This is a genomic window from Comamonas aquatica, from assembly GCF_018064205.1.
Lineage (GTDB): Bacteria > Pseudomonadota > Gammaproteobacteria > Burkholderiales > Burkholderiaceae_C > Comamonas > Comamonas aquatica.
The window spans coordinates 1681497-1698777 of the sequence record NZ_CP072916.1 but is presented as its reverse complement, the minus strand read 5'-3'; the positions used below and the strand labels follow the sequence as shown (position 1 = coordinate 1698777).

The following is a 17281-nucleotide window of genomic DNA, read 5'->3' as shown; positions in this document are numbered from 1 at the left end:
CGGGATGAGTTCTAGACTGCAAAACATTCAATTTTCGGCGCTGGCGCGCGCGGGCGAAGGCCTGACGCAATGGCGGCCCCTGGCCATGGGCTTCATCACGCTGGTGGCGTGCGGCCTGCTGGTCTTTGTCAGCCAGGCCCTGGCCCGTGGCATGGGCGGCTTTGCCGGCGTGCTGCTGTTCGGCCTGCTGATGCTGGTGACCGCGGTGGTTTTCTTCTCCGGCGTTTCCGCCGTGGGTGTGATGCTGATGGACAAGGCCCAGGGCATCGCCGTGCGCGGTTTTGCCGATGCGGCCTACGCGGGCCTGCTGTGCGTGCCCAAGTTCCTGGGGTTGGCGCTGCTGGCCCTGGTGGCCACGCTGCTCTTCTACCTGGTGGCGGCCATCATCTACTTCGTCTGCAAGATCCCAGTCCTGGGGGCGGTGCTGGCCTTTGTGGCGCACCCGGTGCTGATCATCGCGGCGTCCGCCTTGATCGTGGCCTGGGTCTGCGTGGTGGCGCCCATGTTTGCGCCCGCCGTCTGGAGCGGCTTGCCGTTCAAGGCCGCCCTGGCCAGCGTGATCGGCATCGCCCGCAACCGCCTGGTCGAGGTGGTGCTGATGCAGATCGTGCTCTACGTCATCCTGATGGTCATCACCGGCCTGCTGTTCATGGGCCTGCTGCCGGCGTCGATCAGCCTGACGGCCATGGGCACCGGCATTGCCGGTGGTGGCGCGGGGGGCATGGGGCTGGAAGGCCTGATGTACATGGGCCCCCGGGCCCTGTCGCACATGGGTATGTCGGGCTCGGTGATTGGGCTGTGGCTGGGTGTGGGCGTGCTGTTCTGCGTCATCTTCGCCCTGCTGGGCCAGGTGGCGGTGATGGGCCAGAACCTGGTCTATCTGCAAGCCAGCGCCAGCATCGACAGCACGGGCGAAGAGCAGGCCCTGGACGGTGTGTGGAGCGACGTGCGCAAGCGCGCCGAAGAAGCCAAGGAACGTGCCAAGGCCGCCGCTGAGCGGGCCAAGCAGGTTGCGGCACAGAAGGCGCAGGAAGTTGCCGCCGCCAACGAAGCACGCAAGGCCGCTGCTGCTGAGCAAGCCCAGCAGCAGGCCGCATTGGCCGCCGAGCGGGAAGCCGCCCGCCAGGCCGCCGAAGCGGCACGTCTGCAGGCTGAGCAAGCTGCCGCCGAGCAAGCCCAGCAGCAAGCCGCAGTGGCTGCCGAGCGTGAAGCCGCACGCCAGGCCGCTGAAGCGACACGCCTGCAGGCCGAACAAGCCGCCGCAGAACAAGCCGCAGCCGCGCAACAGGCTGCGCAGGAAGCCCTGCGCCTGGCCGACGCACAGCCAGCGGCAGTCCCGCAGACCCAGGAGGCCGCCCCGGCGGCACCCAGCTGCCCCAGCTGCCACGGTCAGGTGGGCCGCACGGACAGCTTCTGTGAGCACTGCGGCCACAAGCTCAAGCCCTGAGCGGTACCGCGCAGAAAGCAAAAAGCCCCGCAGGGTCACCCTGCGGGGCTTTTTTGATGCGGCGGTTGTGGCGCCGGGCTCAGAAAGGCTTGGCGCCCATCAGGCCGGTCAGCGCCAGCAGGGCCAGCAATTGCACGGCCAGCAGGCTGCGGCGCAGGCCCAGCTTGGCGGGGCTGTCGGCGCGCTTGGCAAAGCCGATCGCCAGGCCGTGCACCACGTACAGGATCAGGCCGATGTAGGGGTACATCATCTGCTGCCAGGGGCCGACGAAGGTGATGGCCAGGCCGGTCAGCGCGGCCAGGCCGCCAAAGATGCGGGTGCAGACATAGACCAGCGCGCTCTTGCGGGCGGGCGTGGCCTGCCAGGCCAGGGCGGCAAAGCCGACGGCCAGCAGCAGCGTCAGCACGGCCAGCAGCATGTGGGAGTGTTTCAGGGCGGTATACATGGGCAATCGTGTTCCAGGGTTGTAGAAAGCAGGAGCTTGTCGCACTGGTGTTGTGTGGTTTTGCCGGGGATTGTGCTTGGAAATGCCCCAGGCAGCCACACCGTCAGCTATCTTTTTGCGCAATACCGGCGCCGTGGGGCGCGCGCAGCGTCTCCAGGTGGATGCTGGTTTCCGTGTGGCTGATGCCCTTGATCAGCCGGATGCGCTCCAGCGCCCGCGCCAGCTCGGGCAGGGTGGCCACCTGCAACTCGGCCAGCAGGTCCCACTGGCCGTTGGTGGCGTGCAGGGCCTGCACGGCGGGTTCGCCCAGCAGGCTGGCGGTCACGCGCCGGGCATCGTTGCCCTCGATGGCAATGCTCATCCAGGCCTGCAGGCCGCCGGTGTCGGCCGCGGGTTTGAGGCGCAGCGTGTAGCCGGCGATCACGCCCTCATCCTCCAGCCGGCGCAGGCGGTTGGTGACCGTGCCGCGCGAGACACCCAACCGCGCCGCCAGCGTGGCCACGCTTTCGCGCGCGTTGTGGCGCAGCAGGGCGATCAGGCGTTGGTCGATCTGGTCCAGATTGGACATAGTGGTAATTCATGCTGTCGAAATGACAGGTATTTAACGATTTTGAGTCAGATTTGGCAATTTGAATTGTGCTTGACCTGTGTCACGCTTGGCGCATCGCCCTGGAGCCCCCACGGCAGGAGGACCTATGACCCCCGTGACCCCCACCACCCAACGCTTGCCCCGCAACGCCGCACCCAGCCCGGTGCACACCGAGTTCTTGAGCGCCAGCGACGCCGCCCGCCTGGTGGCGCGCGTCGGCGTCGTGGCCTGCCTGCGCCAGATGGTGCAGGCGCTGGAGGCGGACTTTGCCCGCTGGAACGATTTCGACAAGAGCGCGCGCACGGCGGCGCATTCCGCCCACGGCGTGATCGAGCTGATGCCCGTGGCCGACGCGCACGACTACGCCTTCAAATACGTCAACGGCCACCCCGTCAACACCCAGCACGGCCTGCCCACGGTGATGGCCTTTGGCGCCCTGGCCGATGTGGCCACCGGCGCGCCGCGCTTTGTCAGCGAGCTGACGCTGACCACCGCCTTGCGCACCGCCGCCACCTCGGCCATGGTGGCGCGCCGGCTGGCGCGGCCGGACAGCCGCTGCATGGCGCTGATCGGCAACGGCGCGCAAAGTGAATTCCAGGCCCTGGCCTTCCTGGACCTGCTGGGCGTGCGCACGCTGCGCCTGTTCGACGTGGACCCGGCCGCCTCGGCCAAGCTGCAGCGCAACCTGGCGCCGTGGCTGGACCAGTACGGCGCCGAGGCAGTGACCGTGGACAGCGTGCAGGCCGCCGTGCAGGGGGCGGACATCGTCACCACCGTCACCGCCGACAAGCGCAACGCCGCGGTGCTGGACGCCCGGGCGCTGGCGCCGGGCATGCACCTCAACGCCGTCGGCGGCGACTGCCCCGGCAAGACCGAGCTGGCGGCCGAGGTGCTGCGCCGCAGTAGCGTGTTTGTCGAGTACGAGCCCCAGACCCGCCGCGAAGGCGAGCTGCAGCAGATGCCGGCCGACTTCGCCGTCACCGAGTTCTGGCGCGTGCTGACCGGCCAGGCCCCCGGGCGCGTGTCGCCGGCGCAGATCACCCTGTTCGACTCCGTGGGTTTTGCGCTGGAGGATTACTCTGCCCTGCGTACCATGCAGGCGCTGGGGCGCCAGGCGGGCCTGCTGTCGGCCATCGAGCTGGTGCCCACCTTGGCCGACCCCAAGGACTTGTTTGCCCTGCTGCACCCGGCCGCCGGGGTGGGGCATCCCGTTTTGCACAAGGTGGCGTGAATGCAAAAGCTGCAAAAACAAGAGCTATTGGCACAAGACCAGCAAGCGCTGGATGCCAAAAAGGCTGTGACTCTGATCGGCGTGCCCACCGATGTGGGCGCCGGCCGCCTGGGCGCCGCCATGGGCCCGGATGCGCTGCGCGTGGCCCAGCTGGGCCGGGCGCTGGGCCGATTCGGCGTGGACGTGCAGGACATCGGCAACCTGGCCGGCCCGCCCAACCCGCGCGGACCGCGCGATGCCCAGGGCCTGCGCAACTATGCCGAATGCTTGGCCTGGAACCAGGCCGCGCACGATGCGGTGTACGCCCAGCTGCGGGCCGGGCGCATGCCCATCATGCTGGGCGGCGACCACACCCTGGCCACCGGCTCCATCAGCGCCGTCGCGCGCCACTGCCGCGCCACCGGCCAGCGCCTGCGCGTGCTGTGGCTGGACGCGCACGCCGACTGCAACCTGCCCGAGATCAGCCCCACCGGCAACCTGCATGGCATGCCCGTGGCCAGCCTGTGCGGCCAGGGCCCTGAGCCGCTGGCCGCCCTGTCGGGCGCCATCCCCGCCGTGCAAGGCCCGCAGATCTGTCAGATCGGCCTGCGCAGCGTGGATGCGGTGGAAAAACGCATCATCCAGCGCCTGGGGCTGGAGGTGTTCGACATGCGCGCTATCGACGAACAGGGCATGCGTGCCGTGATGCAGCAGGCCCTGGCGGGGCTGGATGGCCCGGACGGCGAGGGCGTGCACCTGCACCTGAGCTTCGACGTGGATTTCCTGGACCCCGAGATCGCCCCCGGCACGGGCACCACCGTGCGCGGCGGCCCCAATTACCGCGAGGCCCAGCTGTGCATGGAGATGATTGCCGACACGGGGCGCCTGGCCTCGCTGGACATCGTGGAGCTGAACCCGGCGCTGGACATCCGCAACCAGACGGCGGAGCTGGTGGTGGATTTGGTGGAGAGTTTGTTCGGGAAAAGCACCTTGGTGCGGGGGTGAGGTGGGGCTTTTGTTTGCCTTGCATTGGCTTGGTGGGTGGCCGCCCTGTGTCGCCGCTGCGCTGCGACAGCTTGCGCCTGGTGGGCGGCGGGTTGCAGCGCCAGTGAAGACTTGGTGATCAGAGGCCGGGAGTTCGCCCCGGCGGGCGACCTCCTTTCATTTGTCTCGCCAAATGAAAGGAGGCAAAGCAAAGGCGACTCTGCCGAGTGCTTTGCCGTGGAACTCGCTGCGCGCCGGAGGCGCTTCGCTCAACCAGCCACGGCAAGTCAGGTGACGAAGCAGACCTGTCTCGCAGCGCTGCTGCGGCAGGTCTGCGGGAAGAGCCAGCGCTGTGGCGAAGCATGCGGGCATGACGAGGCACAGCGCCACCCGTGTACGCACAAGCGTCGTGCACCGGGAGGAAGTCCTTCTGACTTTCGGCGACTGTCGGAGTGCAGCGCGCTCTCCCAGGCAGCCGTCGGCAGACGCGTTGCTTTGGCCTTCACTCACGGTGCTCCGCAGCGTGCGTGGCGTCCCACGCCAGCGTGAAAGTCACTGGGCTGCCGAGGCGCCCCCCGGCCTTTGCCCCACAACACACCACCCAATATGCATTCGGGCGCTGCAGCCAATTTGGTGCATGCACCAAATTGGCTGCTAACGCTTGCTAGACAAGCGCCAGCAGCTCTTGTTTTTGATTCGATGAATCTTTGTCAGTTCGCCGGCAAAGGCGCCACTTCAGCTTTCTGTCCCTGGCGTGCCAGGCGCTCGGTGCCCAGGTGCAGGGCCAGCTTGGCGTCCAGCGGCAGCGGTTCGCCGTGTAGTTGGGCGGCGATCAGCTCGCCGCACAGCACGGACAGGGTCAGGCCACGGGCCCCCAGGGCGGTCAGTGCCCACAGGCCCGGGGTGGCATCGCCCACCGGGCCGGCAATCGGCAGGCGGTCGTGGCTGGCCACGCGCACGCGGCCCCAGGTGGGCTGGCAGCGTTCGTCGCCCGGCGTGAACCATGGCGCCATCGGCGCAGCGCTGGCGGGCAGCAGCGTGGCGAGCTTGTCGTAATTCACCGCGTGGGCGGCCATCTGGTCTTCGGCGGAGATGGGCAGGGTGTCCACATCGCGCTCGAAGGTGGAGCCCATGACCCAGGCCGCGCCGGGGGCCAGGGGCACATGGGTGACCAGGTTGCCATTGCCGTTGACGGGGAAGGGCGGCAGCGCGGTGGCGTTGGCGGGGGTGTGCCAGCCCCAGGTGATCTGGCCGCGCAGCGCCTGCAGGGTCCAGGCGGTGCCCGCCGGCAACAGCGCCGCAGTGCCCGGGCCGCAGGCCAGCAGGGCGACATCGGCCTGGGCCAGCACTTGGCCTTCGGCATCCAGGGCCTGCCAGAGGCCGGTGTCCGTGGCACGCAGCTGCGCCACCGGGGTCTGGCCGCGGAACTGAATCAAGGGGTGCTGCAGTTGCGCCTGCACCAGCTGGGCCGGGCGCACCCAGCCGGCCTGGGCGTGCCAGCAGGCGGTGGTGTCTGCGGGCAGGCCGGCGGCCTGCAGCTGCTCTGGCGTGGTGGCGTGGCTCCAGTCGGCGCCGGGGCCGTGGGCCCAGTCGGCGGGCAGGCCGGTGCCGCCGTCGGTGCAATGCTCCAGCACGCCGCTGTGGCCCCAGTCCTGGCCTTCGTGGCAGACATCGCGCAGGCGCTGCAGCGTCATGCGCACGCCGCTGCGTGACAGGCGCGAGAGCACGCTGTCGTCGGGCGAGACATGGGGGCAGAACAGCCCAGCCGGCAGGCCGGAAGCCCCATCGGCCGGGTCCTGGCCCTGGCCCAGCACCGTGACCTGCCAGCCGCGCAGCGCCAGGCTGTGGGCCACGGCGGCACCCGCCAGGCCCGCGCCCACCACCAAGGCAGTGCCCGGCTGGGTGGCGATGGGCGGGCTGGAGCTGCGCTGGCGCGGCTCCCAGCGTGGGTCGAACCGCAGCACCGGGGTGGTCGCCGTGGTGTCCGCCACAAAGCCCACGCCCGCCAGGGCCTGCTGCAGGGCAGCGTCCGCAGGGGTGACGGCCAGCACTGTGCCCCGCCGGCAGTGGCGCGCCAGGGCCTTGAGGCTGTGGGCATCGCTGGCCCAGGGGGTGTGCAGCAGCACGGCATCGGCCACGCTGTGCTGCTGGCGCAGCAGGCTGTGCGCCTCGCCCACCCACAGCGTCAGCAGCACGCGGCCGTGGTCAAAGCCCAGGCGGTGCACACCGGGCAGCAGGCCGTACAGCTGGTCGGCCAATGCCTGGGCCTGGGGCTGCAGCGCCGCCGGGGCCTGGGCCAGCACCTGCTGGGCGGTCACGGGCTGTGCCAGCACGGCGGTGACGTGCAATTGGGCGCTGCGCGCGGGGTCGGCCTGCCAGGCGGACCAGACCTGCAGAAAGCTGTCCCCGTGGCCGAAATCGGTGCTCAGCAAGCGCCAGCTGGGGCGGCCTTGCCAGGCGAGCAACGGGGAGGAGGGGAACAGCAGTGCAGGTGGAAAATGCATATCTATGAATAAATCAGGCGCGATCGCCTGCGGGGCTCACTCCCAGCGCTGCTGGTAGGAGAACACGGGCAGGCGCCAGCCAAAGCGGATGGCGGCCAGGCGCAGGCCCAGCCCCCCGGCAAAGCACAGGGCGGTGCTGATGCCGATCGACACCTCCAGCGCCTGCAGGCCCAGGTAGAGCAGGCAGACCAGCATGGAGACGCTGGCATACAGCTCGCGGCGGAAGACCACGGGCACCTGGTTGCACAGCACATCGCGCAGAATGCCGCCGCTGATGCCGGTGATCATGCCAGCCATGACGACCACCAGCGGGTCATACCCCAGCTTGATGGCCACGTTGCTGCCGATCAGCGAGAAGGCAATCAGCCCCATGGCATCCAGCAGCAGGAACACATGTTTCATGCGTTGCATGTAGCGTGCAATGACGGTGGTCAAGAGGCCCGCAGACACCACCAGGTAGACATAGGCCGGATGCTGGGTCCAGCCGATGGGGTAGTTGCCCAGCACCATGTCGCGGATGGTGCCGCCACCCAGGGCGGTGACGAAGGCGATCACGACCACGCCAAAGATGTCCATGTTGCGACGCCCGGCGGCCAGCGCGCCGGACATGGCTTCGGCCGTGATGGCGATCAGGTAGATGACGAGGATGACGTCCAGCTGGACGCTGGCGGCGGAGTGCAGGAAATCGGACAGGACGGACACGGCAGGCAGCGCCCATGGGCGCACAAGGGTGAGACCCACACGCCCAGGCCTGCAATGCAGCAGCTGCCATGGGGGCATGGATGAGCCTCTCCCGCTGTCCTTTTACCTGAGAGTTTTTGCACGGCGCATGTTCGTCATGCGTGCGCTTGCCCCTTCGGTGAGCCGGCTGACCTTGTGCCAAGGTCCCGGCTGCTCTCCAGTCGGCATGTGTGTTCCGTGGTGCTGGGTGCCTGAGCGATTATGGGAGTTTGCGCCTTCGGCGGAGGCCGGCCCGGTGTGGCTGCCTCGCTCTCCCACGGAAAACAAAAGCTGCGATTATGGCCTGCGTGCAAGACCCAAACGCCCAGGGGGACTTGCCGGCCCATAAAAAAACCGGCCTGTGGGGCCGGTGGGCGGGAGGCTTTGGCGGAACCGCGGTCCTGCCATGCGGTGTCAGGCCAGCCGGTGCAGGGCATGCCGCCCAACCCCTGTGTCACCGCTGCCGAAGCCGTGCTTGTGACGCCCCTCGCTGCAGCGCCTGCCGTGCCGGATGCCGACGGGCATGTAGCCCGCCGCTGCGTCGCTACCGACGAAGTGGTTGGGGGCAACCACTTCACTGGGGATTACTGCGCGCTGGGAGGCACGTAACCGGCGGCAGCGTCCGCGCCTGCGCCGAAGAAGTGGTTTTCCATCTGGCGGGCCAGGTATTGGCGGGCGCGGGCATCGGCCAGGTTCAGGCGGTTTTCGTTCACCAGCATGGTCTGGTGCTTGAGCCAGTCGGCCCAGGCTTGCTTGCTCACATTTTCAAAAATGCGCTTGCCCAGTTCACCGGGGTAGGGGGGAAAGTCCAAGCCTTCGGCTTCCTGACCCAGTTTGATGCATTGAACGGTACGTGCCATGGGGTGTCCTCGGTTGATTTCAGATGTTTAGGTAATAAAGAACTGAAATCTTATTGGTTTAAGTTTTGTTGGCTTGCTTTCAGAATGCCATTCAACGGTGAAACGGACCGTATTTCCCAGCACAACCCAGAAAGCCAACAATGAACGATCGCCGCAACTTTATCAAGATTCCCGTTGCCCTCAGCCTTCTGGCGGGCTTCTCCTTCACGGCTTTGCCGACATTCGCGGCCGACCCGGTCACCCTGCTGAACGTGTCCTATGACCCCACCCGGGAGCTGTACGTCGAGTACAACAAGGCGTTTGCCAAGCACTGGAAGGCCCAGACCGGCCAGGACGTGACCATCAAGCAGTCGCACGGTGGTTCGGGCAAGCAGGCGCGCTCCATCATCGACGGCATCGAATCCGATGTGGCCACCCTGGCCCTGGCGGGGGATGTGGATGCCCTGGTGAAGAACGGCAACTACCTGTCGGCCGACTGGCAAAAGAAGCTGCCGCTCAACAGCGCGCCCTACACCTCCACCATCGTGTTCCTGGTCAAGAAGGGCAACCCCAAGGGCCTGAAGGACTGGAACGACCTGGTCAAGCCCGGCGTGCAGGTCATCACCCCCAACCCCAAGACCAGCGGCGGTGCGCGCTGGAACTACCTGGCCGCCTGGGAATACGCCAAGCGCAAGAACGGTGGCGACGAGGCCAAGGCCAAGGATTTCGTGAAGCAGTTGTTTGCCAATGTGCCCGTGCTGGACACCGGCGCCCGTGGCTCCACCATCACCTTCGTGCAGCGTGGCGTGGGCGATGTGCTGCTGGCCTGGGAGAACGAGGCCTTCCTGGCACTGCGTGAATTCGGCCCCGAGAAGTTCGAGATCGTCGCGCCGTCCATCTCCATCCTGGCCGAGCCCACGGTGGCGGTGGTCGACAAGGTGGTGGACAAGAAGGGCACGCGCAAGGTGGCCCAGGCCTACCTGGAATACCTGTACTCCGACGAAGGCCAGCAGATTGCCGCGCGCAACTTCTACCGCCCCACCAACGAGAAGATCAAGGCCGACTTCGCCAAGCAGTTCCCCAAGCTGGAGCTGTTCACCATCGACCAGGCCTTTGGCGGCTGGGCCAAGGCCGACAAGGCCCACTTTGCCGACGGCGGCAGTTTCGACCAGATCTACACCAAGAAGTGATGTGCCGCACCAGCGGCCCGGGGGCGGCGTTGCGCGCCGCCCCGATTGTTTGAAGGAGCGCACCATGTCCACCCCCATCGTTTCCATCGCAGCCCCTGTCGCCACGTCGCGCGACGTGTTGTGCGTGCACGCCCTGCGCGTGCTGCGCACCACGGCGCAGCAATGGGGCATGGGGGCCATGCCGCGCCCGCAGCGCACACCGCAGGTGCAGCGCTGCGGCCATGCCACCTCGCCGTGCGCGGCGTTGCGGGCCTGGGGGCTGGCAGCATGAGTGCCCGCCTGCCTGCCGATGGCGTGGTGCTGGGCGTGCACCATGTGCAGCTGCCCTACCCGGCCCACCTGCAGGCGCAGGTGGAACGTTTCTACAGCGAGGGCCTGGGGCTGCCACGGATCATGCATGCCCAGGTGCAGGCCTACCTGGCCGGTGCCCAGCGCATCGACCTGGTGCCGCGCACCACCCCGGGCCACGGCTGCGAATGCCTGGGGCACCTGGCCTTGCAGGTCGCCGGGGTGGAGGCGCTGCAGCAGCGCCTGCAGGCCCAGGGCGCCACGGCCCTGGCCGTGGTGCGCGTGGCCGAGGGCTGGCGCTTTTACGCCAAGGACCCCGCCGGCAACACGCTGGAGCTGCTGCAACCCGCGCCGCTGGCCGCCCCACGGCCGCGTGCCGCCCCGGCGGCGCAGCCGGCAGGCCAGCAGCAGGCCCCCGTGGACAGTGCCTGGACGGTAGCTGCATGAAATTGGCTGTCAACGCTTGCTGGTCAAGCGCTGACAGCTTCTGTTTTGATAGTATATGAATTTCCAGCAATTGCGCTCCGTGCGCGAGGCCGTGCGCAGCGGCTTCAGCTGTCGATCGCCGCCACGCACAGCCAGGCGCGCTATGCGCTGCCGCAGGTGGTGCAGGAGTTCCGCCAGCATTACCCCCAGGTGCGCTTGCACCTGCACCAGGGCTCGCCCAAGCAGGTGGCGCAGATGCTGCTCAGCGGCGAGGCCGACCTGGGCGTGGCCACCGAGGCCCTGGCCGGCTACGAGGGCCTGGTCACGCTGCCTTGCTACCGCTGGACGCACAGCGTGGTGCTGCCGCCCGGCCACCCGCTGCTGCAGCATGAGCTGCCGCTGACCCTGCAGGACCTGGCGGCCTTTCCCATCATCACTTACGAGCAGGGCTATACCGGGCGCGCCCACATCGACGAGGCCTTTGAGCGCGAGGGCCTGGCACCCGACGTGGTGCTGACCGCCATGGACGCCGATGTGATCAAGACCTATGTGGAGCTGGGCATGGGTGTGGGCATCGTCGCCTCGGTGGCGCTCGATCCCGAGCGCGACCTGCACCTGCACGCCCTGGATGCAGGGCATTTGTTCGAGGTGAACGTCACCCGCCTGGGGCTGCGCCGCGGTGCCTGGCTGCGCGGCTATGCCTACGACTTCATGCAGCGCTTCGTGCCCACGCTGACGCGGGAGGTGATCGCGCAGACCCTGCAAGGCAAGGCGCCGGCGGTGTAGAGTCGGGCCCGTGTTGCGCGCTTACCCACCCCCTCATTTCTGGATCCTGCACATCGATGGCTCGGCCATGCCCAACCCGGGGCGCATGGCGGTGGGCCTGGTGCTCACCGGCCCCGATGGGTCCCACCACCGCGCGGCGCGGCGCCTGCCGCACACCGGCTGCAACAACGAGGCCGAGCTGACCGCCTTGCTCGACGGCCTGCAGGCCGCGCAGCAGGCCGGGGCCCAGGCCCTGCGCGTCTACACCGACAGCCATGTGCTGCTGGAGCAGCTGGCGCCAGCCCCCGGCCGCCCACCGCGGCCGATCGTGCGGATGGAGCCGCTGTTCGCCCAGGCGCGCCAGGCCTTGCAGGCCCTGGGCACGGTGCAGTTGCGCTGGGTGCCGCGGCGCTGCAACAGCGAGGCCGATGCCCTGGCGCGCGCGGCCGCCGAGGCGCTGGAGGTTTGAGAAAAACATAGCGCACAGCGCAGTCTGCGTAAGCGCTGGTACCATTTTTGGCTAGAAAATCTGGTGCAGCCGTGCCGTGAGGACCGGGGGCGCGGCTGTGCCGGCCCGGCCTGCTGCCATGCGCCATCCACGTGGGGGCCCCGCTTTCCTGTTGCCGCGCAAGGTACTCAGAGCCTGAGACAATGTCGCCCATCATGAGTGACCAGAACGACAAGATTTCCCCCGATACCGAGTACGCCGACATGCCCGCCGCCAACCCCAGCCTGCCCGAAGGCTGGCTGGAAGTGGTGTCCATGGACATGGAAGCCAAGGGCGTGGCCCGCAAGCCCGATGGCAAGGTGGTGTTCATCGACGGGGCTTTGCCCACCGAGCTGGTCACGGCCAACGTGCACCGCAAGAAGAACAACTGGGAAGCCGCCAGCCTGCGCGAGATCCACCGCGAATCCGCACAGCGCGTGCAGCCCGGCTGCCCCAACTTCGGCCTGCACGACGGTGCCTGCGGCGGCTGCAAGATGCAGCACATGCACGTGGCGGCCCAGGTGGCCGTCAAGCAGCGCGTGCTGGAGGACAACCTGTGGCACCTGGGCAAGGTCAAGCCCGAGACCCTGCTGCGTCCCATCGAAGGCCCGGCCTGGGGCTACCGATATCGCGCCCGCCTGTCGGTGCGCTATGTGATCAAGAAGGGCAAGGTGCTGGTGGGCTTCCACGAGCGCAAGAGCCGCTACATCGCCGACATGGAAACCTGCAAGGTGCTGCCACCCCACGTGGACGCCATGCTGATGCCCATGCGCGCGCTGATCGCCAGCCTGGATGCGCGCGAGACCTGCCCGCAAATCGAGGTGGCCTGTGGTGACCATGTCACCGCCCTGGTGCTGCGCCACCTGGAGCCGCTGTCCGACGCCGACCTGCAGCGCCTGCGCGACTTTGCCGCCGCACAGAACGTGCAGTGGTGGCTGCAGCCCAAGGGCCCGGACACCGTGCATCTGATGGACCCGGTTGGCCCGCAGCTGTCGTATGCGCTGCCGGACTTCGGCATCACCATGCCGTTCAAGCCCACGGACTTCACCCAGGTCAATCCGCACATCAACCGTGTGCTGGTGACACGTTCGCTGCGCCTGCTGGATGCGCAAAAGAGCGACCGTGTGATCGACTGGTTCTGCGGCCTGGGCAACTTCACGCTGCCGCTGGCCACCATGGCGCGCGAGGTGCTGGGCATCGAGGGCTCGGACGCGCTGGTGCAGCGCTCGCACGAGAACTACGCCGCCAACAACGCCACGCGCGCGCAGGGCGATCAGCTGGCTCCGACCCGCTTTGTGGGCCGCAACCTGTTCAACATGACGCCGGCGCTGCTGATGGCCGACGGCAATGCCGACAAGTGGCTGGTGGACCCCCCGCGCGAGGGCGCGTTCGCCCTGTCCAAGGCGCTGGCCGACATCCACCAGATCCGCATCGGCGCCAAGCAGACCGGCGTGGCCACGCAAGAGCAGCCCGACCTGCTGCCCCCGCTGCCCGAAGGCCACGAGGCCTGGCAGTTCCCCGAGCGCATTGTCTACGTCAGCTGCAACCCCGCCACGCTGGCGCGCGATGCCGGCCTGCTGGTCCACCAGGCGGGCTACCGCTGCGTGGCCGCCGGCGTGGTCAACATGTTTCCGCACACGGCCCACGTGGAATCGATGGCCGTGTTCGAGCGCGCCCACTGAGGGTGTACCTGACCGGGGCGGCGTTGCTGCCCTGGGTGTGACACGCCACAAAAAAGCCCGGAGAGCCTTGCGCTCATCCGGGCTTTTTTGTGGGGGCTGGGCGCCCGCTCAGCTGCGGGGGCGGGTGTATTCGGTTTCGACGTCGTCTTCGCGGGCGCGTGCAGGCTCGGGCTTTTGCGTCAGCACCGAGGGCGTGCCCTCCAGCTTGTGCTCGCGCATGTACTCGTCCATCTCCTTCCAGCCGGCGAACACCATGGCCTTGGGCGCCTTGGGGTTGAGGGTGTAGCAGTCTTCGATGCCGCGCATGGCATGGCGGCAGGCGCTGCCGATGGCCTTGGCCTCGTTCTCGCGGATCACCATGCGGGGGTCCGGACCCAGACCCGGCACCTGTTCAAGACAACCTGCCAGCAAGCCTGCGGCCAGCGGCAGCAGCAAGAAGGCAGGGCGGAAGGAGTGGAGATGTTTTGGCATGTGTCAGTGGTATCGACAAGCTGCAGACAATATTAAGGGTTTCTTCGCGCGGACGTAAAAAAAGCCCCCGAAGGGGCTTTTTTGTCGTGTGGCGATCCACTGCGCATCAGTCGCGTTCGCCGCCCATGATGCCCAGCAGGGCCAGCAGGCTCTGGAACACGTTGAAGATGTCCAGGTACAGGGCCAGGGTGGCGCTGATGTAGTTGGTCTCGCCGCCGTCGATGATCTGCTTGATGTCGTACAGCATGTAGGCCGAGAAGATGCCGATGGCCAGCATGGAAATCGCCATCATGCCCGCGGTGGAACCCACGAACACGTTGATGACGGCACCCACCATCAGCACCAGCGCGCCGACGAACAGCCACTTGCCCATGCCGGAGATGTCACGCTTGATGACGGTGGCCAGCGAGGCCATGACGAAGAACACGCCGGCCGTGCCCGCAAAGGCGGTCATGATCAGCTGTGCGCCGTTGCTGAAGCCCAGCACCATGGCAATCATGCGCGACAGCATCAGGCCCATGAAGAAGGTAAAGCCCAGCAGCACGGGCACGCCTGCGGCCGAGTGCTTGGTTTTTTCGATGGCGAACATGAAGCCGAAGGCGCCGCCCATGAAGACGAGCAGGCCCACAAAGCCTGTCAGGCCGGCCGTGATGCCGGTGGCCACACCAACCCAGGCGCCCAGCACGGTGGGCAGCAGGCTCAGTGCCAGCAGCCAGTAGGTGTTGCGCAGCACTCTGTGGCGCTGCTGCTGCGCGATACCGTAGCTTGCAGAGTCCAAAGTGTTTACTTGGTGGTTCATTGAGTGTTTTCTCCTGTTGAACGGGCGAAATGCCCGTGGCGTCCATTCTATGAGAAGGGTTGCGGGGTGTAAGTTCCCGCCGCCCGCGCAGGGGACAGCGGTTTTCCGCGCGTTTTTGGGTTGGAATGTTTTGCGCAGAAGGTTGGGGCGGGGGGCTGGATTGTCGCTATGCTTGCCCTGTTTTGTATACAAATTGTGGGAGTCGTAGCGATGAAGAGCAAGTTTGAACTGGAATTGGCCGATGTCAAGAAAATTGCCGCCGCGGCAGAAGCCGAAGCGCTGAAAAACCACTGGCCAGTGACCATCTCCATCGTGGACGATGGCGGCCACCTGCTGTGGTTGCAGCGCCTGGACGGCGCAGCCGCCATCTCCTCGCACATTGCGCCAGCCAAGGCCCGCTCGGCCGCTCTGGGCCGCAAGGATACCAAGGCCTTCGAGGACATGATCAACAACGGCCGCACGGCCTTCCTGAGCGCGCCCTTTGTGGATGGCCTGCTGGAAGGTGGCGTGGCCATCCTCAAGGACGGCCAGTGCCTGGGCGCCGTCGGTGTTTCCGGTGTGAAGGCCAGCGAAGATGCGCAGGTGGCGCAAGCCGGCATTACCGCGCTGGGCCTGTAAGCTGCTGCTTCTGCAGCCATAGAAAAAGCGACCGGTCAGGTCGCTTTTTTTGTTGGGAGCTTCGTGGAAAAAAAGGACTGGCTACGCAATGCCCGATGAACGCCTTGTTGGCTGGCCTAAAACGATGCCGGGCCAGTGAACCCGGAATCGCCCCACGATGAAACGGTTTATTTGGTCAGGATCAGCTTGCCCAGCTTGGTGGCCTGCAGGCGGTAGGTGGCGCCGTTGTGCACGATGGACACCGATTTCTGGCCACGCAGCAGCAGCTCGCTGTCCACGCTCAGGTCCTCGGCGGCGCTGGCCGGCTGGCTGGCACGCTCGGACAGCACAGACGATGGGGCTGCAACGCGGCGCGCGGTGGGGAGGGTGAGAGTGGCTTGCATGGTGCGAAGTGTTGGGTTGGTGTGAATGTTTTTTAATGATAACGATTCTTATTCGTGCGTCAACCGCTATTCGGTGTCCCTGGATGTAAAAGGGGATTGCATGCAGGAATAGATAGCGCCTGGCGCTCGTCTGCATTCGCATTCAGCCCAAAAAGTGATTGAAACCCAGGAATGGCAAGCGCTAACAGCTCTGTTTTTTTGCAAAGCCCTAAAAAAAGCCCTGCAGGCTTGCGCGTGCAGGGCGGCGGCGTTCTCGGGAATGCAGCCGGCGGTCAACGCTCAGGTTCGGTCACGAAGCCGATCTTGCGGATGCCCGAGGTCTGGGCCGCCGCCATGGCCTTGGCCACGCGCTCGTAACGCACTTGCTTGTCGCCGTGGATGTGCAGGTCCGGCTGCGGATCCTTGGCGGCCTCGGCCTTCAGGCGCTCCACCAGCTGTTCGTCGCTGATGGCTTCCTTGTTCCAGTGGTACTGGCCCTGGGCGTCGATGCTCAGGCTGATGTTCTGGGGCTTGACCACCTCGGGCTCGTTGGAGGCTCGGGGCAGGTCCACATTCACCGCATGCTTCATGACAGGCACGGTGATGATGAAGACGATGAGCAGCACCAGCATGACGTCCACCAGGGGCGTCATGTTGATTTCGTTCATGACTTCATCGCTGTCGTCTTGGGTGCCGAAGGCCATGGCTTACGCGCCTTTCTTGATCGGCAGCACCTTGCCGTCGGTGCCGTTGCTGGATGTGTCCACGGTCATGCGGGCGCCAGTCACGAAGAAGGCGTGCAGGTCGTGGGCAAAGCTGTTCAGGCCACCCAGCACGCCCTTGTTGCCGCGCACGATGGCGTTGTAGCCCAGCACGGCGGGGATGGCCACAGCCAGACCGAAGGCCGTCATGATCAGGGCCTCGCCGATGGGGCCGGCCACCTTGTCGATGGACGCCTGGCCACTGGTGCCGATCACGATCAGCGCGTGGTAGATGCCCCAGACGGTGCCGAACAGGCCCACGAAGGGGGCGGTGGAGCCGACCGATGCCAGGATGGCCAAGCCGGACTGCAGGCGGGCCGTGAACTCATCGATGCCGTTGCGCAGGCAGCGTGTGATCCAGTCGCTGACGTCCAGCGCATCGTGCAGGTGGGCACTGGTCTTGCGGTGGTGGGCGATGGCTTCGCGGCCTTCCAGGGCCAGGTAGCGGAAGGGGTTGGACGGATTGGCGTCCAGCTTGTTCAGGCCGGCGCCGAAGTCTTCGCTGTGCCAGAAATCCTTGGCTTCCTTGGCGTACTTCTTGAACTTCATCAGGCCCAGGGCCTTGACGATGATCACGACCCACGAGGCGACCGACATGAGCAGCAGCAGGATGGCGACGCCACGCGTGACAAAGTCGCCTTGCGCCCAGACGTGGGCAATGCCGAATTGGGATTCCATGAAAACTCCTGAGATG

20 protein-coding genes and 1 riboswitch are annotated in these 17281 nt (G+C 66.7%); of the genes, 10 read left to right on the top strand and 10 right to left on the bottom strand.

Annotated elements, in window-relative coordinates; translation table 11 throughout:
• Nucleotides 1-4 precede the first annotated feature (4 nt).
• Nucleotides 5-1447: a zinc ribbon domain-containing protein gene (locus KAQ61_RS08030; protein ID WP_210931260.1), complete on the top strand. Its 1443-nt coding sequence runs from the start codon at nucleotides 5-7 to the stop codon at nucleotides 1445-1447.
• 79 nt (nucleotides 1448-1526) lie between these two features.
• Here the strand turns inward: KAQ61_RS08030 and KAQ61_RS08025 are convergent, their stop codons facing one another.
• Both KAQ61_RS08025 and KAQ61_RS08020 read right to left on the bottom strand, forming a co-directional pair.
• On the bottom strand, nucleotides 1527-1892 hold the full coding sequence (locus tag KAQ61_RS08025; protein WP_183302460.1) for a hypothetical protein: 366 nt from the start codon (nucleotides 1890-1892) through the stop codon (nucleotides 1527-1529).
• Nucleotides 1893-1995: 103 nt separating this feature from the next.
• The gene (locus tag KAQ61_RS08020; protein ID WP_210931790.1) at nucleotides 1996-2451 is read right to left on the bottom strand and encodes an Lrp/AsnC family transcriptional regulator; all 456 of its coding nucleotides are present in this window, start codon (nucleotides 2449-2451) and stop codon (nucleotides 1996-1998) included.
• Between the two features lie 136 nt (nucleotides 2452-2587).
• Here KAQ61_RS08020 and KAQ61_RS08015 point away from each other — a divergent pair, with 136 nt between their 5' ends.
• Nucleotides 2588-3712 carry an ornithine cyclodeaminase gene (locus tag KAQ61_RS08015; protein ID WP_210931257.1) on the top strand — a complete coding sequence of 375 codons (1125 nt, stop codon included), beginning with the start codon at nucleotides 2588-2590 and terminating at the stop codon, nucleotides 3710-3712.
• Complete coding sequence (gene rocF, locus KAQ61_RS08010) at nucleotides 3713-4696, top strand: arginase (protein ID WP_210931255.1); 984 nt, start codon at nucleotides 3713-3715, stop codon at nucleotides 4694-4696. It abuts the gene before it with no gap.
• Between the two features lie 689 nt (nucleotides 4697-5385).
• Here the strand turns inward: rocF and mnmC1 are convergent.
• From mnmC1 to KAQ61_RS07995, 3 genes are all read right to left on the bottom strand, one after another.
• Nucleotides 5386-7179 carry an FAD-dependent 5-carboxymethylaminomethyl-2-thiouridine(34) oxidoreductase MnmC1 gene (mnmC1, locus tag KAQ61_RS18945; protein ID WP_210931253.1) on the bottom strand — a complete coding sequence of 598 codons (1794 nt, stop codon included), beginning with the start codon at nucleotides 7177-7179 and terminating at the stop codon, nucleotides 5386-5388.
• 36 nt (nucleotides 7180-7215) lie between these two features.
• Entirely contained in the window at nucleotides 7216-7872 is a 657-nt protein-coding gene (locus KAQ61_RS08000; RefSeq protein WP_414111679.1) for a trimeric intracellular cation channel family protein, read from the bottom strand.
• 216 nt (nucleotides 7873-8088) lie between these two features.
• Nucleotides 8089-8187: riboswitch (glycine riboswitch) on the bottom strand.
• A 296-nt stretch (nucleotides 8188-8483) separates the two neighbouring features.
• On the bottom strand, nucleotides 8484-8759 hold the full coding sequence (locus KAQ61_RS07995; protein WP_042416570.1) for an oxidative damage protection protein: 276 nt from the start codon (nucleotides 8757-8759) through the stop codon (nucleotides 8484-8486).
• A 140-nt stretch (nucleotides 8760-8899) separates the two neighbouring features.
• Between KAQ61_RS07995 and KAQ61_RS07990 the strand changes: the two genes are divergently transcribed.
• The 6 genes from KAQ61_RS07990 to rlmD all read left to right on the top strand — a co-directional run bounded on the left by KAQ61_RS07990 (nucleotide 8900) and on the right by rlmD (nucleotide 13576).
• The gene (locus KAQ61_RS07990; protein WP_042416566.1) at nucleotides 8900-9928 is read left to right on the top strand and encodes a sulfate ABC transporter substrate-binding protein; all 1029 of its coding nucleotides are present in this window, start codon (nucleotides 8900-8902) and stop codon (nucleotides 9926-9928) included.
• A gap of 64 nt (nucleotides 9929-9992) precedes the next feature.
• A complete protein-coding gene (locus KAQ61_RS07985; RefSeq protein WP_210931251.1) occupies nucleotides 9993-10199 on the top strand; it encodes a hypothetical protein in 207 nt (68 codons plus the stop codon).
• On the top strand, nucleotides 10196-10663 hold the full coding sequence (locus KAQ61_RS07980) for a VOC family protein (RefSeq protein ID WP_210931249.1): 468 nt from the start codon (nucleotides 10196-10198) through the stop codon (nucleotides 10661-10663). The genes KAQ61_RS07985 and KAQ61_RS07980 overlap by 4 nt, the downstream gene beginning before the upstream one ends.
• A 45-nt stretch (nucleotides 10664-10708) precedes the next feature.
• Nucleotides 10709-11428 carry a LysR substrate-binding domain-containing protein gene (locus tag KAQ61_RS07975; protein WP_338026774.1) on the top strand — a complete coding sequence of 240 codons (720 nt, stop codon included), beginning with the start codon at nucleotides 10709-10711 and terminating at the stop codon, nucleotides 11426-11428.
• Between the two features lie 10 nt (nucleotides 11429-11438).
• Nucleotides 11439-11876 (top strand): reverse transcriptase-like protein, encoded by a 438-nt coding sequence (locus KAQ61_RS07970; protein ID WP_244983022.1) that lies wholly within the window; start codon nucleotides 11439-11441, stop codon nucleotides 11874-11876.
• A 242-nt stretch (nucleotides 11877-12118) separates the two neighbouring features.
• Nucleotides 12119-13576, top strand: coding sequence for a 23S rRNA (uracil(1939)-C(5))-methyltransferase RlmD (rlmD, locus tag KAQ61_RS07965; protein ID WP_244983066.1), 1458 nt, complete (start codon nucleotides 12119-12121; stop codon nucleotides 13574-13576).
• Nucleotides 13577-13684: 108 nt separating this feature from the next.
• On the opposite strand, the gene KAQ61_RS07960 is transcribed toward rlmD, so the two are convergent.
• Together KAQ61_RS07960 and KAQ61_RS07955 are read right to left on the bottom strand one after the other, a co-directional pair.
• Entirely contained in the window at nucleotides 13685-14047 is a 363-nt protein-coding gene (locus KAQ61_RS07960; protein WP_042416558.1) for a hypothetical protein, read from the bottom strand.
• A gap of 106 nt (nucleotides 14048-14153) precedes the next feature.
• On the bottom strand, nucleotides 14154-14846 hold the full coding sequence (locus KAQ61_RS07955) for a Bax inhibitor-1/YccA family protein (protein WP_210931245.1): 693 nt from the start codon (nucleotides 14844-14846) through the stop codon (nucleotides 14154-14156).
• 210 nt (nucleotides 14847-15056) lie between these two features.
• Between KAQ61_RS07955 and KAQ61_RS07950 the strand changes: the two genes are divergently transcribed.
• Nucleotides 15057-15464, top strand: a complete 408-nt coding sequence (locus KAQ61_RS07950) for a GlcG/HbpS family heme-binding protein (protein ID WP_210931244.1) — start codon at nucleotides 15057-15059, stop codon at nucleotides 15462-15464.
• Between the two features lie 167 nt (nucleotides 15465-15631).
• Here the strand turns inward: KAQ61_RS07950 and hemP are convergent, their stop codons facing one another.
• The 3 genes from hemP to KAQ61_RS07935 all read right to left on the bottom strand — a co-directional run bounded on the left by hemP (nucleotide 15632) and on the right by KAQ61_RS07935 (nucleotide 17265).
• Entirely contained in the window at nucleotides 15632-15847 is a 216-nt protein-coding gene (gene hemP / locus KAQ61_RS07945; RefSeq protein ID WP_042416549.1) for a hemin uptake protein HemP, read from the bottom strand.
• A 272-nt stretch (nucleotides 15848-16119) separates the two neighbouring features.
• Nucleotides 16120-16530: an ExbD/TolR family protein gene (locus KAQ61_RS07940; protein WP_042416545.1), complete on the bottom strand. Its 411-nt coding sequence runs from the start codon at nucleotides 16528-16530 to the stop codon at nucleotides 16120-16122.
• 3 nt (nucleotides 16531-16533) lie between these two features.
• Nucleotides 16534-17265, bottom strand: coding sequence for a MotA/TolQ/ExbB proton channel family protein (locus KAQ61_RS07935; RefSeq protein ID WP_043386915.1), 732 nt, complete (start codon nucleotides 17263-17265; stop codon nucleotides 16534-16536).
• Between the last annotated feature and the right edge of the window lie 16 nt (nucleotides 17266-17281).